The 13,671-nt window shown below is 40.5% G+C and carries 16 protein-coding genes; 8 read left to right on the top strand and 8 right to left on the bottom strand.

What is annotated here, in order from left to right; translation table 11 throughout:
• The first annotated feature begins 4 nt into the window (after positions 1-4).
• Both tsaD and pssA read left to right on the top strand, forming a co-directional pair.
• Entirely contained in the window at positions 5-1,021 is a 1,017-nt protein-coding gene (gene tsaD / locus EHQ64_RS19480; protein WP_135651479.1) for a tRNA (adenosine(37)-N6)-threonylcarbamoyltransferase complex transferase subunit TsaD, read from the top strand.
• Positions 1,018-1,776 (top strand): CDP-diacylglycerol--serine O-phosphatidyltransferase, encoded by a 759-nt coding sequence (gene pssA / locus EHQ64_RS19475; protein WP_135651478.1) that lies wholly within the window; start codon positions 1,018-1,020, stop codon positions 1,774-1,776. Before tsaD ends, pssA begins: the two co-directional genes overlap by 4 nt.
• An 8-nt stretch (positions 1,777-1,784) precedes the next feature.
• Here the strand turns inward: pssA and EHQ64_RS19470 are convergent, their stop codons facing one another.
• A complete protein-coding gene (locus EHQ64_RS19470; RefSeq protein WP_135651477.1) occupies positions 1,785-3,083 on the bottom strand; it encodes a hypothetical protein in 1,299 nt (432 codons plus the stop codon).
• Positions 3,080-3,949 (bottom strand): hypothetical protein, encoded by an 870-nt coding sequence (locus EHQ64_RS19465; protein ID WP_135651476.1) that lies wholly within the window; start codon positions 3,947-3,949, stop codon positions 3,080-3,082. The genes EHQ64_RS19470 and EHQ64_RS19465 overlap by 4 nt, the downstream gene beginning before the upstream one ends.
• A gap of 277 nt (positions 3,950-4,226) precedes the next feature.
• Between EHQ64_RS19465 and EHQ64_RS19460 the strand changes: the two genes are divergently transcribed.
• From EHQ64_RS19460 to EHQ64_RS19440, 5 genes are read left to right on the top strand one after another with little or no spacing between them, the layout of a single operon-like run.
• Positions 4,227-4,451, top strand: a complete 225-nt coding sequence (locus tag EHQ64_RS19460; RefSeq protein WP_135651475.1) for an LIC12298 family protein — start codon at positions 4,227-4,229, stop codon at positions 4,449-4,451.
• A 2-nt stretch (positions 4,452-4,453) separates the two neighbouring features.
• Positions 4,454-5,125 (top strand): JAB domain-containing protein, encoded by a 672-nt coding sequence (locus tag EHQ64_RS19455; protein ID WP_135651474.1) that lies wholly within the window; start codon positions 4,454-4,456, stop codon positions 5,123-5,125.
• A 38-nt stretch (positions 5,126-5,163) separates the two neighbouring features.
• A complete protein-coding gene (locus EHQ64_RS19450; RefSeq protein ID WP_135651473.1) occupies positions 5,164-5,934 on the top strand; it encodes an ABC transporter permease in 771 nt (256 codons plus the stop codon).
• Positions 5,931-7,133, top strand: a complete 1,203-nt coding sequence (locus tag EHQ64_RS19445; protein WP_135651472.1) for an ABC transporter ATP-binding protein — start codon at positions 5,931-5,933, stop codon at positions 7,131-7,133. Before EHQ64_RS19450 ends, EHQ64_RS19445 begins: the two co-directional genes overlap by 4 nt.
• 42 nt (positions 7,134-7,175) lie before the next feature.
• On the top strand, positions 7,176-8,486 hold the full coding sequence (locus EHQ64_RS19440) for a UDP-glucose dehydrogenase family protein (RefSeq protein WP_135651471.1): 1,311 nt from the start codon (positions 7,176-7,178) through the stop codon (positions 8,484-8,486).
• A gap of 3 nt (positions 8,487-8,489) precedes the next feature.
• Here EHQ64_RS19440 and EHQ64_RS19435 read toward each other — a convergent pair whose 3' ends face one another.
• Positions 8,490-9,305 (bottom strand): thioredoxin family protein, encoded by an 816-nt coding sequence (locus EHQ64_RS19435; protein WP_135651470.1) that lies wholly within the window; start codon positions 9,303-9,305, stop codon positions 8,490-8,492.
• 121 nt (positions 9,306-9,426) lie between these two features.
• On the opposite strand from EHQ64_RS19435, the gene hisE reads away from it, so the two are divergent.
• Positions 9,427-9,705, top strand: a complete 279-nt coding sequence (gene hisE, locus EHQ64_RS19430) for a phosphoribosyl-ATP diphosphatase (protein ID WP_135651598.1) — start codon at positions 9,427-9,429, stop codon at positions 9,703-9,705.
• 14 nt (positions 9,706-9,719) lie between these two features.
• On the opposite strand, the gene EHQ64_RS19425 is transcribed toward hisE, so the two are convergent.
• The 5 genes from EHQ64_RS19425 to EHQ64_RS19405 form a co-directional block, all read right to left on the bottom strand.
• A complete protein-coding gene (locus EHQ64_RS19425; protein WP_135651469.1) occupies positions 9,720-10,121 on the bottom strand; it encodes a zinc ribbon domain-containing protein in 402 nt (133 codons plus the stop codon).
• Positions 10,121-10,699, bottom strand: coding sequence for a cytochrome c-type biogenesis protein CcmH (locus EHQ64_RS19420; RefSeq protein ID WP_135651468.1), 579 nt, complete (start codon positions 10,697-10,699; stop codon positions 10,121-10,123). The genes EHQ64_RS19425 and EHQ64_RS19420 overlap by 1 nt, the downstream gene beginning before the upstream one ends.
• Positions 10,696-12,879, bottom strand: coding sequence for a heme lyase CcmF/NrfE family subunit (locus EHQ64_RS19415; protein WP_135651467.1), 2,184 nt, complete (start codon positions 12,877-12,879; stop codon positions 10,696-10,698). The genes EHQ64_RS19420 and EHQ64_RS19415 overlap by 4 nt, the downstream gene beginning before the upstream one ends.
• A gap of 95 nt (positions 12,880-12,974) precedes the next feature.
• A complete protein-coding gene (locus EHQ64_RS19410) occupies positions 12,975-13,382 on the bottom strand; it encodes a cytochrome c maturation protein CcmE domain-containing protein (protein WP_135651466.1) in 408 nt (135 codons plus the stop codon).
• Positions 13,383-13,390: 8 nt separating this feature from the next.
• Positions 13,391-13,671 (bottom strand): YdcF family protein (locus tag EHQ64_RS19405; protein WP_135651465.1); only part of this gene is annotated, 281 nt, incomplete at its 5' end.

Below are 13,671 nucleotides of genomic sequence, written 5' to 3'. Positions count from 1 at the left end.
TTTTATGATCGGTCTTGGGATAGAGACTAGCTGCGACGAAACCAGTTTAGGTATAGTAAAAGACGGGAAAGAATTACTTTCCCTGAAAATTTTTAGCCAAATCGATTTGCATAAACCTTTCAGAGGGATTGTTCCGGAGATCGCTTCCCGAGCACATTTGGAAAAGATAAATCCTTTGCTTTCGGAAGTTCTGGAAGAATCTAAATTGAAATTATCCGATCTGGACTATGTAGCGGTGACCCGTTCTCCCGGCTTAACTGGTTCCTTGATGATCGGAGCTCAATTGGCTCGATCGATCCATGCAATACATGGAACTCCGATTGTTCCTCTTTGTCATTTGCAGGCACATTTTGCCGTACTACAGTTGGAAGGAGTGGAACCGGTCTTCCCGGTATTAGGCCTTCTTCTTTCCGGTGGAAACTCGGCCATTTATAAGATCCCACATTTTGGTAAGATGGAAGTTGTGGGAGACACAATGGACGATGCTTTAGGAGAAGCTTTTGATAAGGTTGCAGGTCTATTATCCTTACCTTATCCAGGTGGACCTCCTATCGAAAAAGAAGCCTCTAAATACAATCCTTCTCCCAAAGAAAAAGATCTTCTGCCTCCATTGCTTAGAAATTTGGAACAGGATAGGGTTGCGTTTTCCTTTTCAGGTTTAAAAACGGCGGTTTCTCATTTGATCGCTAAACAACCGGACCTTTCCGTTCCTGCGGTATGTTATCATTTCCAAAAGACCGCATTCGAACTTGTGGAAAGAAATTTAAAACGTGCGGTCTCTATAACCGGGATTAAAAGGATCGTGGCCGGAGGGGGAGTTTTGGCAAATTCTACTCTTCGAGCTAGATTATCCGGATTCGCGAAAAAAAATTCCCTGGAATTTTTTTCTCCCCAAAAAAAGATCTACTGCACGGATAATGGCGCTATGGTTGCGACCCTCGGTTATTATCTGTTTCAGCAGGGATATTCTAAGAGTTTGGACTTTACCGTAAGTCCGGTTAGGCAGGAGACCTATATATGAATCGCAAGCTACATTGGATTCCAAATATGATCACTCTCGGAAACTTGAGTATGGGATTTGTTTCCATACTCATCGCTTCCGAAGCAACGGGGAATGGTCCCCAATCTTACATCCTATCCGGATTTTTTATTCTGCTCGCTGCAATCTGCGACGGCTTAGACGGAATGGTCGCAAGAGCGCTTGATGCTACGAGTGAGTTAGGAGCGGACCTGGACAGTCTTGCAGATCTCACCGCTTTCGGTATCGCACCAGGATTCCTTTTTTATAATATGGTTCTGGGTGAGTATAAGATAGACGTATTCGGAAAAGAGGATCTTTTCCCGATCGGAATGTTGATCGCTGCCGTTTTTCCTGCTTGTGCCGCGTATCGTCTCGCAAGGTTTAATGTCGCTCACGATCCTTCTTCTTTTACAGGACTACCTTCTCCAATTGCCGGGATCACGATCGGTTTTCTTCCTATCTTCTTAGGAAAAGATCATACTCTTCCTCATTGGGTCGGGATCCCACTTTTCATTCTAATCGCTTTTTTAATGGTTTCTAATATTCGTTATGGAAAACCTCAAGCAGCGATCCGTTCTACATTAACTCCTTTGAAGGCGGGTTTGATGTTAGGTGCCGCTTTGGTTGCCTTATTCTTTGTAGGTTTCCAACGTTGGCCTTGGCTTGTTTACGGTTTGATCTGTCTTTATATATTCTCCGGATTATTGACCTTCCTCATTCATATAATCCAAGAACTAAGGGTGAAGTTGGATTAAGTCCGACTTCACTCCAACACAGGCAAATATACCTGAAATCGAACACTTAATCCGTCACCAGAACTTTCTTTTTCTCTAGTGTGGCGGATATGGATCGCAAAGTATGGATGAAAGATCCGTAAAAAAGAATAAAAAGCCTTATCATTTACTACTAATCCTGTTTCTTCCGGAGTGATTGACTCTTCTGCAAAGGAAGGTAACAGATTTCTTTCATCCGCATACACTAAGCTGGAATAAATTTTCCACTCCTTGCCGATCGATAGTTGGATCCCTGCTTCGGTTAATCTATCTCCGTTTTTTCTCCATTCTTGTCCGATCTCCCATTTCCAAAATCTTTTCTGATAAGAAAGATATAATCCTCGCCCCCAGATCCACTCGGATGTTTCCGAAAAAGAATATGTTCTCAATTGAGCTAACACTGCTATCCAAGGAAATTCTAAAATAGAAATTCTTCCTAAAATGGATTTTGCAGAATAAGACCTTTTTCCATCGGATGAATAAAGATCCGATTCTGCAAATTGGAATCTTTGGTAAAGCCCCGGTTCCCATACAAATCTGAAAAGTTCGGCTCTTTCTTCCGGTTCTCTGCTATCGGATAGATTGAATAATTGTCCTGCTCTTCCTCGGAATCCTGAAAAAAATATTCTGCGATCTTTTTCTCTATCCGACCAAGATGCGGAGAAGATCCCTTGGGGATCCGCTTTTGTTCCATAAATTTCAGTTCTGAACCAATATGGTTTTGTTTCCGATTTTCTTTCTTCGGAAGAAGGAAATTCTAAAAGAAAAAAACCTTCCTTAGTTTCCGGAGAATATGCGAATTCCAAATAATTTTTATAAGGTTTAAAGAAGAAGCCTGGCTGCTTCTTCGCGGAATTTTCTGCGTAATAGGAACCGAACATACTTTCTCCTATCTTTATACCCAAGAATCCGGTCCTAACAGTCGGTTGTTCTAAAAACCAAAAAGAGGAGAAATCGAATGTTTCTCTCAGAAAGAAAAAATGTTGTAAAGGACGGAAACGGTTCCCGTAAGAAAGATAAATTCTCTGATCCTCGTATAAATAAGATCCTAAAAATGTTTCTCCACGTTTTTCCAAAAAGAATTTATGTTTGGAACATTCAGGAAATGATTCGAATAAGATCGGGTATTTCAGACAAAGATCAGTTCTGATCCAGATCGTTTCCTGCCGTTTAGTATAAAATCTAGAATCATAACCTGAAAAAGAAACTCCCATTGAAAAAGGAGAAGGTAGACTTTCCGAGAAAAGTATATTCGGAAAAACAAATAGGATCCAGAGGAGCCGTTTCATTTCAAGCTCCTCTTGGAATAGATCAGTCCTCTAAGTTTTTTCCTCTTTGGCTCAGAAAGTCCTTCTATGTATTCGCGAAATTTTTCACTCTCTCCTTTGGATAAACTGGAGATAAGAAATGCCTCTTGCAGGGAAAATCCTAAACGAAGGATCTCTTCTTCTTTTAAGATTGGAAATATTTCTTTTGGTTTTGGTCTTTGGATGGTAGTGGGGGTGTCTTCTACTTTTGTTTCGGATCTTATAAAAGGAGAAACTCCGAGACCCGCGGTACCGATTGGAGATCCTTCTCCTTCTAAGATCTGGATCTGACCTAAAAGTTTTTCCCAGCTCCAATAAACTCCGATAGAGAATTTATCTTCAGGATCAAAAAGATCGGATCGAATTCTTTCGTAACCTAAACTGATCCGATATTGATCGTTCGGTAAAGAACGGACCAAGATACCGAATGAATTCTCTTCCTGATTTTTTCTGCCGAATAGATCCCAGCTTGTTTTAGAAGTATAAAATCCTAAAGCGCCAAAGTAAGAAGTGTAGCCTGAGGTTTCTCCTCCTAGCTGTGCCTGAAAGCCGAAGTCTGAATTTAGGCTTACCTTGTATCCAAGAGAAAGGATTTCAAAAAATTCTCTTTGGGAATCTCTAGCTGTTCGGATGTACTGAAGCCTATATTCTTCTTTTGGTTCGATCCTGATCGGGATCTGGAAACTGACTCCGGCTCTAGACTTTTCTTCCGATCCGAATATTCCAAAAACGGAAACTTCTCCGCCAACCCACCAAGGTTTTAACCAGATCTCTGCGGGAATGGATTGGCCTTTCCCGAAAATCGGGTCTGCAAGTAGAAGAAAAAGGAGTAAATGAAGGAACCTCATTCCCAAGACGGGTCTGAAAGAAGAGAGGTTGGTGGCGATTTTTGGGATTTTTTTGAAAATTCAGAAGGTAGGGCCGAAATTTGTCCGGGCCAGGAGTAGAATGGAATTTATTGAAAGGGTGATTCCGGAATCGAAATTCGGGAATTTCCCTGAAAAAATACAGTAAACGCTTGACGGTATCTATAAATTCGTATAGTATATAAATAACCGTTTAGTAGATTATTGGTGTGAAAAATCAAATTTATGTCGTCTAACTAAAGACAGGGAGAGAAAGTTTATGATGATTCGATCTCTACAAGATTCAGGGGCTTACGAGAGAAACCGCAAAGGTCTCGCGGGAGCAGGATTCGATTGGAGGGAAAAAGTTCGTTCTTCTGAACCGAACTCTAAAACCTTCGCCGATTATTTAGAAGAGTCTTTCCAAGGAGATTTGGTTCAGGACGGAAATTGGTTCTCTGAGACCCTTTCCGATCTGAGTAAGAAGAACTTGAGAAAAATCTAATCTTGGCTGAGCGCTGGGGCTCAGGCCAAGATCCTAGGACTCGTATCTTTCACGATGCACAGAGCCTAGAAGACTGGGAGCTGATTGCCGTTCTTTTAGGTAAGGGTAGCAAGGGACTTCCTGTCGAAGATCTAAGCCGGGATATTTTAAAAGCATCCCAAGGTTTGGGAGGACTTCTCTCCGCCGATATTTCCAGAAATTTTCATATTCATGGTTTGGGAAAGACCAAGTCCTCGATTCTGATGGCTTCTATCGAGCTGGCAAAACGGATGAAGTACAAATCCATCCAAATGGCAGGTTATGATCCTCAAACACTTTCCACCTATCTACAGTCCTTATTTTCCCCTTTAAAAAGAGAATGTTTTGTTTTAGCTACAATCTCTCCTGCAGGTAATCTTCTCAGAGTAGAAATTGTTTCCAAAGGTAGTTTGGAAGAAGTAGGAGTCCTACCTAGAGATTTAGTAAGGATCATACTGAACGACGAGGCTTCCCAGGCTATACTTGCTCATAATCATCCAGGAATGATCTGCTTTCCAAGCCAAGAGGATTGGGAAGTGTATTTAAATCTAAAGGAGCTTCTTGCTAATTTGGATGTGGAGCTCTTGGATCACTGGATTTTTGGAATTGACGGGATCTTTTCCTGCAAACAATCTACTCGACTAGACGAGAATTAAGCCCTTCTCCTCTTAGAATTGATCCCCAGGTTGTTTTAGTGACCTCTTTTGCATTTTTTCGTAATCTCAGGATCTTACTCGTCCTTGTTAGGAGAGATTACGCTCTACAATATGCAGGTTCCGCTCTCGGTTTGACCTGGATGTTCCTACAAAATGTCAGTTTGATCCTGATCTATACCGTTGTGTTTTACTTTTTGGGAATTCGTTCTCAAGGAGAAAATTCTATAGAATATTTTTCTAATGTACTTAGCGGCTTACTCTTTTGGATCCCTTTACAGGAATATTTGATCAGAGGAACTGGGATCTTAACGGACAATAGGCAATTGATCAAAAGATCTCCTTTAGGTCCTGAAATTTTTCTATGGATCCCCTTCGTTCAATTTTTACTTCATTGGCTGATCACTTCTATCCCTATCTTTTTATTTTTAGGTTGGGCAGGTAAATTGGGAATTTGGAGTTTTCCTCTTTCTTTTTTCTGTATTTTTTGCGCGGGACTTTTTTTATCTTTTCTTCAAAATTATTTGGCGAGGGTAAATATAATTCTCAGGGATATTTCTCCTTTGGTCAGATTATTGACCCAATTTTTATTTTGGGGACTTCCCATCGTTTACGAATCCAAAGGTACATTAGGGAAATTGAATGTATGGAATCCATTTTTCTTCCCTCTGGAACTTTTTCGTTCGGCGTTATTGGTGGGATACGAATCTAAAGCTGTTTTTATAGACTTCTTACCCTTCCTTATCATTTTTTTAGGGATCTTTATTTTGAGTCGGGCTAAACTAAACCAAGTAGTGTTGGATCATCTTTGATTAAGATCGAAAATATTTCTAAAACGTACCAAGGATATAGTAAACCTTGGAATCGTTTACTGAGCGCTTTGACCTTCGGGTATTTGGGCTTGGATGTTAAGTATAAGGCTCTGGATGGTATTTCTTTCTCCGCTGAAAAAGGCCAAGTGATCGGTATCATCGGTAGAAATGGTGCTGGAAAATCCACATTATTGAAATTATTAACAGGGGTTTCCAAGCCTGATTCAGGTAAGTTGGAGAAGAAAGGAACGGTTCGTTCTATCCTGGAGCTTGGTGTAGGATTTAATCCGGAATTATCCGGAGAAGAAAACTTATACTATAACGGTCTCGTTTGGGGATTAGATCCGGAAGAATTGGCAAAATCTTCCGAGGAAATTTTTCAGTTTTCGGGCTTATCGGAATTTAGAAAGAGTCCTCTAAAAAATTATTCTTCCGGAATGACGATGAGATTAGGATTCGCTTTGGCTACGGCAAAACGTCCTGATATTTTGATCGTGGACGAGGCATTAGCTGTAGGTGATGCAAGTTTCCAACAGAAAAGTTTAAATCGATTTAGAAAGTTTTCCGAAGAGGGGACTTTGACATTGATCGTAAGTCATGATCTAGAATTATTAAAATCGGTCTGCACTCGTTTGCTAGTATTAGAAAAAGGGAAACTGGTCTTTGACGGGGATCCGATCGACGGATTTAGGAAATACATGCAGATCATCGCTTCTTCTTCCTTAGAAGGAAATACTAAGATTGAAGATCGGGATTCTTTAGTGGAATCTTTGGATGTGGAAGTCGTTTATGCGGGCAAAACGAATCCTGCAATCCTTCCGGTCGGCGCGGAAATTTTATTAAAAGTTAAGACATCATTTCGGACACAATTGGATGATCTAACTGTTGGTTTTCATATCGACGACCATAGAGGGATACGGGTCTTCGGAACGAATACCTTTCATATAGGCGGTCGTCAGAAAAATATAAAACCTAAGGATGTCGTGGAGATAAATTTTCGTTTTCCCATGAATTTATCCACGGGCAAGTATTCCCTAGGAATCGCATTACATTCGGGAGAGAGTCATGCGGAGGGTTCCTATCTTTGGAAAGACGGGATTATTCAATTTGAATTGGAAAGATTGGATATCCCTAAATTCGAAGGAGCAGCTTGGATCCCTGTAAAAGTAGAGGCGAAAAAAGGGGATTTTTCAGGATAAATTCCTTCCCAGTCTTCCCATAGCAAGGATTCTGGTTTCCGTATGAAAGTTTGCGTAATTGGAAGCGGTTATGTAGGTCTTGTGGCCGGAGCTTCCTTCGCTGAATATGGAAATCATGTGATCTGTGTGGATAAGGACTCTAAAAAAATTGAGGACTTAAAAAAAGGGATCATTCCTATTTATGAGCCTGGTTTATCTGAATTGGTTTTAAGTAACCATAAGGAAAACAGACTCGGTTTCAGTACTTCCATCCAAGAGGGAGTCGAAAGTTCCGAACTTATATTTATCGCTGTAGGAACTCCTACATCCGACGACGGATCTGCCGACCTAAGTGCAGTTTATGCAGTCGCGGAACAAATCGGAAAATCTCTCAACGGTTACAAGGTGATCGTAGATAAATCCACTGTTCCGGTGGGCACTGCTGCAAAAGTAAAAGAGATCATTTCTAAAAATACAAAACATGAATTCGATGTGGTTTCCAATCCGGAGTTCCTAAAAGAAGGCGCTGCGATTGATGACTTTATGAAACCTGAAAGGGTAGTTATCGGGGCGGATAGCGAGAAGGCTGGCGAGCTTGTAGCTCAATTATATGCGCCTTTCGTATTGAACGGAAATCCGATCATCAAAATGGGAACAGTTTCCGCAGAGCTAACTAAATACGCGTGTAATGCATTCCTAGCTACAAAAATTTCTTTCGCAAACGAGATCGCGAACTTATGCGAATCGGTTGGCGCGGATTATGAAGACGTAAGAAAAGGGATGGGAACCGATTCAAGGATCGGTCGCCAATTCTTATACGCAGGGATCGGATACGGCGGTTCTTGTTTTCCTAAAGACGTTAGGGCTCTTATTAGGACTTCGGAAAACTTTTCTTCTTCTTTGAGGATCATCAAAGAAGTTGAAAATGTAAACGAAGACCAAAAGGTCCGTTTATATACTAAGATAGAGAATTTTTTCGGAAAAGATCAGATCAAGGGCAAAACTTTCGCAGTTTGGGGTCTTGCATTCAAGCCAGGCACGGACGATATGAGAGAAGCTCCTTCCATTCCTTTATTATTAAAGCTGCATGAAGAAGGTGCTAAGATCAAAGCGTTCGATCCTGTTGCGAAAGAAACTTCCGAACATTATTTTAAAGGTAAGATCGAATATTCTAAAGACGCTTATGAAGCTCTTCAGGATGCGGATGCACTTCTCCTTTTGACCGAATGGAGAGAGTTCAGAGAGCCTGATTTTTCGAGAATGAAAAAACTAATGAAAGGCCATGTGATCTTTGACGGTAGAAATCAGTATCGTCCGGATCATATGAAGAAGGAAGGATTTAAATATCTTTCCATCGGTAAAAAACCGGTTTAATTTTTAAATTTGGTTTAATAAGTCCTGGATCTCTTTTTTCTCTTCGGGATCCGTGCTGAGCTCCAGGGCTTTTTTCAGATCTTCAGTCGCTTCTTTTTTATTTCCCAAAGCCTTATGTGCATCTCCTCTATAATAATAGGCAGCCTTTGCACGACCTGTAGGGAACTTATCCAAATATAATGAAAACGTTTTGATCGTTTTCTCCCAGTTCTTCAATTCGGAAAAACTTAATCCCAGATTGAATAATGCCTTATGCCTGTTCTCAGGAGTTCTGGGATCTTCGGAAGCAAAGGATCTATAAAAGAAATCCGCAGATTTTTTATAATCTCTTGCTTCGTAATAATACTCGCCGATTTTTAGAAGGAGCAGATTATTTTCCGGATCCTTCTCTAATTCTCCAAGTAATACCACTTCTTTATCTCGTTTTAAATAAGCGGACTGTAATGTTCTAATGACCATTTTATGGTCCGGCATTCCTGCGATCTTTTCAGTTAAGCTTCCGTTCTTATCCAAAAATAATAGAGTGGGATAACCTGTTACGCTATACTTCTTCTTTAAATTTGGAAAACGATCTCCGTCCAAAGATAATAATACGAATTTGGACATTTCTTTTCGGACTTCTTTTTTAGGATAAATTTCTTTCTTTAGGGTTTTGCAGTAACCACACCAATCCGCATATACATCTATGAAGATCGGTTTACCTTCCTTTTTCGCTTTTTGAAAGGCGGTCTCTACGGAAGTTTCCCATACTTCGGCGGATACGGGGAAAGAAAGACTGATGAGTAGGATGAAAAAGGGGATCTTTAAAAAATGAAGCATGAGCCTATTCTCTTCGACCTTTTTTTCCGCGTTTCGTTTTAAAGGAAACGCAGAAATTGCGGAATTTTTTGTTTACCCGTACGAACAGGCCCGGATATTCGAAGTATCTTCGGTGGTAATGATGGACTTTCTGCTTCAGTTAGAGCAAATCCTTAAAAAAAGAAAAGAGGAACTCCCAGAAAAATCTTATACTGCGGACCTCTTTAGAGGCGGAGTAGACCGTATCTTGAAAAAGGTAGGGGAAGAAGCTGGGGAAGTCATTATTGCGGCAAAAAATGCCGACAAAAAAGAACTCACTCATGAATCCGCAGATTTACTCTTTCATTTACAGGTATTATTAGTGGAGAGGGGCCTGTCTTTCGCGGATATAGTGGAAGAACTCCGCAAAAGACATTCTTAAGATCAGATCTTCTTTTAGGCCTGTAGTTTGGTCCCGCATTCCGGGCAGAACTTTGCTCCAAAAATTTCTATTTTAAATCCACAGTTATGACAGAACTTTCCTCCTAACTGTGGTTTGGATTCTGATGCAGTTACTTGGCTCGCAGCGCCCGAGCTAATCTTTTTGTCTTGGTCTTCCAATTCTTTCACGAGTCCGGAAGAGATGGATTTAAATTCAGGCTCAGTCAATTTTCCGGTATCGAATTCTATTTTTAGATCTTTCAAGTTATCTAATAGAACATCTCTTCTATCGAATAATTCGGAACTTTCCGGATTTGTCTCGAACGGGATCTGCTTAGCGAACATGCTTACATAAACGAAAGGGGAGGCGATAATCCCTACTAAAACTATATAAAAGAAAATTAATAAATAATCCATTATTTCTGTTTTTCCTCTATCTCGGAGATATATTTATTAAAGGAGGAATCGTGTTCTATCTCAGTAGCGATCGCAGCTTTCGGAACGGTTCTTTTCTTGAGATATAAATAAATAAGTAATATTCCCAACGCCGCGGCTACTGCGATGCTAAAGTCTATCCAGGAAGAGTCCGGTTTTGCCAATATATCCGGTCCGAATCCCATGATCACTCCTTGAGCCATCCCTTGGTTTCCGGTTTCTATAAATTTTGCAATGACCGGATCTGATTCTACTTCCGGGCCGAAACCGTGGATCATTTTGTCTACGATCACATCTGCAGATTCTCCTGCACGGATCCTATTCTCGATAAACAATTTTAGTTTAGCAGAAACTGTGCAATTATTGAAGGAACAACTTTTGATCGCGATAGAAGGAATACAGATACAACGGATCCTTTCGGTAACATTATGGAAGCTGCGAATTTGTTCAGGATCCGTTAGATTCGTAAATGTGGAATCCGAATAGATCGCACTCGTCCAAACAAAGAATGAAAGAAGTATAAGTAGGATCTTTGGGAACTTAGAAAAAGTAGATCTCATTTTTTATCTTCTCCGATCGGTAAAAGGATCAATAATCCGGATAAAAAGAACATCAAGGAACCTGCCCAGATGAATTTTACAAGAGGGTTGATCCACACTTCTAAGTTTGCTACGATTTGATTCGGAAATCTCAGATACTTAGCTGCTTTGATCGCAGGATCTCTTGTAAAAAAGAAATCCAAGAACATTCCAGGTAGATCAGGATTCTCATCGGAAAGATCCGCATGTTCTATCGCACCCAATTGAATATATAGATCTTCTTTCGGTGTGGAAGAGATAGAAGGTTCACTTGTAGGAATATGAGTCTCGAAATCCCCGCTAAGATGTGAGATCTGAGGATAATACCTACGTTCGGTCACCATCGTATCGAATTCTTTCAGCTGTCTTTTGACTTCGAAGGTAGCTTCGTGAGAAACAATTACGTTTCTATGATTGACTCCGGCTTCGGGATCCCCGTTTACGATCGGTTTGATCTTTAGAGTGTTTGCTCCGATCGTATAATCTCCAAGAATTGCTGTATCATCGCTCGTATAGATTAGCTCATTTGTTGGGGAAAATCTGAGGAAATAGAAAAATTTAACGGAAGTGTTTTGTTTGAATGCATTTCCCGCAAGGCCTATGAATAGGATTACCATGGACAAATGCACAAGATAGCCGCCGTATCTTCTTTTATTCTTCAGAAGCATTCTGAAACCGGCTTGGAAATAATTCTCGTTAGGAATAGCAGCTCTTCTCGCCTTAATGCCGCTATGGTATTCTTGAACTATACCGGCTATCGTAAAAATAGCGAGCCCGACTGTAAGAACGCTATAAACTTCTCCCAACACATCTCCTAAACTATAATCACTGATGGAGAAATTTTTGGTGTAATATAGAATATAAAGTCCGGCACCGATCACACCTGCGAGTAGAGGTTTGAATAATGTAGTAAAAAAGATCTTATCCGCTCCCTTTCTCCAGGCAAGAAGAGGCGCTGCTCCCATTAAAAGAATAAGTAGGATCCCTGCAGGAACTCCCCAGGAGTTGAACCAAGGAGCCTTATATTCCACTCCGGATAATAAAGGAGAGAATACTCCCAGTAGAATGGAGAGAGTTGCGATCACCAAAAGGAAATTATTCAGTAAGAAACTTCCTTCTTTGGATGTGATCGCTTCTAAATTTCTTTCCGGTTTTAGTTTCTCTTTTCTATATATCAGTATTCCTAAGTAGAAAACGAAACTTACTCCGATAAATACTATGAAAGGTGTTCCTATGCTAGATTTGGAAAAGGAATGTGGTCCTTCCAAAACCCCACTTCGAGTGATCCAGGTCCCGAGAAGGCAAAAATGGAATGCTAGTATGATCAAAAGCATATTCCAAAATTTTAACATTCCTCTTCTTTCTTGGATGATCATGGAATGAAGAAATGCAGTGGATAGAAGCCAAGGCATTAAGCTTGCGTTTTCCACCGGATCCCAGGCCCAGTAACCGCCCCAGCCAAGTTCTTCGTAAGCCCACTTGGATCCAAGTAAGATCCCTGTGCCTAAAAAGAACCAGGAGAAGATACTCCATCTTCTTACGAATCTAAACCAGTTTTCGGAAAGTTGTCCTGTAATAAGAGCGGAAGCCGCGATCGCAAAAGGTATCGCAAAACTTACGTAACCCACATAGAGGATCGGAGGATGGATGATCATCGCCCAGTGTTGTAATAAAGGATTTAAACCTCTTCCTGCAACAGCCGCAGGTTGGAATTCTCTAAAAGGTTGCGCGTCCGGAAAGAAGATCGCTAAAAAGGAGAAGAAACACGCGATCACTCCCAGGGAAAGATTCATGACTGGAATTCTTTCATTCAAAAGATCTCTGGTTTGCCAGAGAACTGTAAAAGTGAATCCTGATAATAATAAATTCCAAAAGAGAAGAGAGCCTGAAGATCCGGACCATACGGAAGTGATCTTGTAGAATAAAGGTAAATGTTGGCTCGAATGCATCGCAACATAATAGTTGGATAGATCCGTTCTCATAAGTTGGACAACCAACACAATAAATGCGAGAAGGATGACCGCAAAATTGGCCATCAATGTATAGCGGCCAAGTTCTAAGGCCCTGGTGTCATTCTTAAAGATTCCGTAACTGGTTTGGACAATCGAGAATAATAGGATGGAAAAGGAGGATATGAGACAAACAGCGCCTAAATCGTTCATTGTTTTACTTTTTTAAAAATTGGGACCTTAGTTTAAACTTGGAACAAAAAAATCCGAACTATTCGCAAGGATTCTACCATTATGAAATTATAATATTAATATTCTTTTCCGTCTTCTTCCTTATAACCCGCTTCGTATTTTGAAGCGCATTTAGCTTCTACTTTATCTGCGACTAAAACACCGTTTTTCCAGACACCGTCCACTCTGGCTCTTGTGCCCTCTTTAAATGCGTCAGGTAATAATGTAGCCCCTGTAAAAAAAACTGGAACTTCTTTTTCGTTTAGTTGGAGAACAAACTTGGCTGTTTTTCCTTCTCTAACTACAGAGCCTAATTTTACAAAACCTCTTACTCTTAGAAGATCGTCCGGTTCGTATTTAGCAGGATTTGCAGCCAGATCAGAAGCATCCAATAGAGTATAAGAGGTTTCTTTTGATGAGAAGAATGCGATCGAACCCAAGGACAGTCCGATTATACTTGCAAGCACAGTAAATTTTATGTTCATATTTATGTTTAATTCCAGTCCTTAGACCAAGGATATCGGATACGGAGGGGAAGAAAAGTGGAAATACTCTCCCTAAACCCGTAAACGAAAAGCCCGATCCTTTCCTTCCATGCAATGCTAGTATTCTCCAAGCTCTGGGAAGAAGGAATAAAATCATCTATTGTTAGGATTTTTACTCTCGACCTATAGTCAGTAGGCCAAGGATGGATCTTGATCCCAGTATTTGAGAATACTAAAAGAGATCTTTCCATATGAAATGCGGAAGTAATTAAGATCGCGGATTTCCATT

The organism is Leptospira sarikeiensis (genome assembly GCF_004769615.1).
Classification (GTDB): Bacteria; Spirochaetota; Leptospiria; order Leptospirales; family Leptospiraceae; genus Leptospira_B; species Leptospira_B sarikeiensis.
Note: the sequence above shows the minus strand (reverse complement) of the source record. Positions and strands in the feature narration are given on the sequence as shown.

Coding starts and splice junctions, on each gene's coding strand:
- tsaD (WP_135651479.1), top strand. CDS start 5: ATGATCGGTCTTGGGATAGAGACTAGCTGCGACGAAACCAGTTTAGGT.
- pssA (WP_135651478.1), top strand. CDS start 1,018: ATGAATCGCAAGCTACATTGGATTCCAAATATGATCACTCTCGGAAAC.
- EHQ64_RS19470 (WP_135651477.1), bottom strand. CDS start 3,083: ATGAAACGGCTCCTCTGGATCCTATTTGTTTTTCCGAATATACTTTTC.
- EHQ64_RS19465 (WP_135651476.1), bottom strand. CDS start 3,949: ATGAGGTTCCTTCATTTACTCCTTTTTCTTCTACTTGCAGACCCGATT.
- EHQ64_RS19460 (WP_135651475.1), top strand. CDS start 4,227: ATGATGATTCGATCTCTACAAGATTCAGGGGCTTACGAGAGAAACCGC.
- EHQ64_RS19440 (WP_135651471.1), top strand. CDS start 7,176: ATGAAAGTTTGCGTAATTGGAAGCGGTTATGTAGGTCTTGTGGCCGGA.
- EHQ64_RS19435 (WP_135651470.1), bottom strand. CDS start 9,305: ATGCTTCATTTTTTAAAGATCCCCTTTTTCATCCTACTCATCAGTCTT.
- hisE (WP_135651598.1), top strand. CDS start 9,427: ATGGACTTTCTGCTTCAGTTAGAGCAAATCCTTAAAAAAAGAAAAGAG.
- EHQ64_RS19425 (WP_135651469.1), bottom strand. CDS start 10,121: ATGGATTATTTATTAATTTTCTTTTATATAGTTTTAGTAGGGATTATC.
- EHQ64_RS19420 (WP_135651468.1), bottom strand. CDS start 10,699: ATGAGATCTACTTTTTCTAAGTTCCCAAAGATCCTACTTATACTTCTT.
- EHQ64_RS19415 (WP_135651467.1), bottom strand. CDS start 12,879: ATGAACGATTTAGGCGCTGTTTGTCTCATATCCTCCTTTTCCATCCTA.
- EHQ64_RS19410 (WP_135651466.1), bottom strand. CDS start 13,382: ATGAACATAAAATTTACTGTGCTTGCAAGTATAATCGGACTGTCCTTG.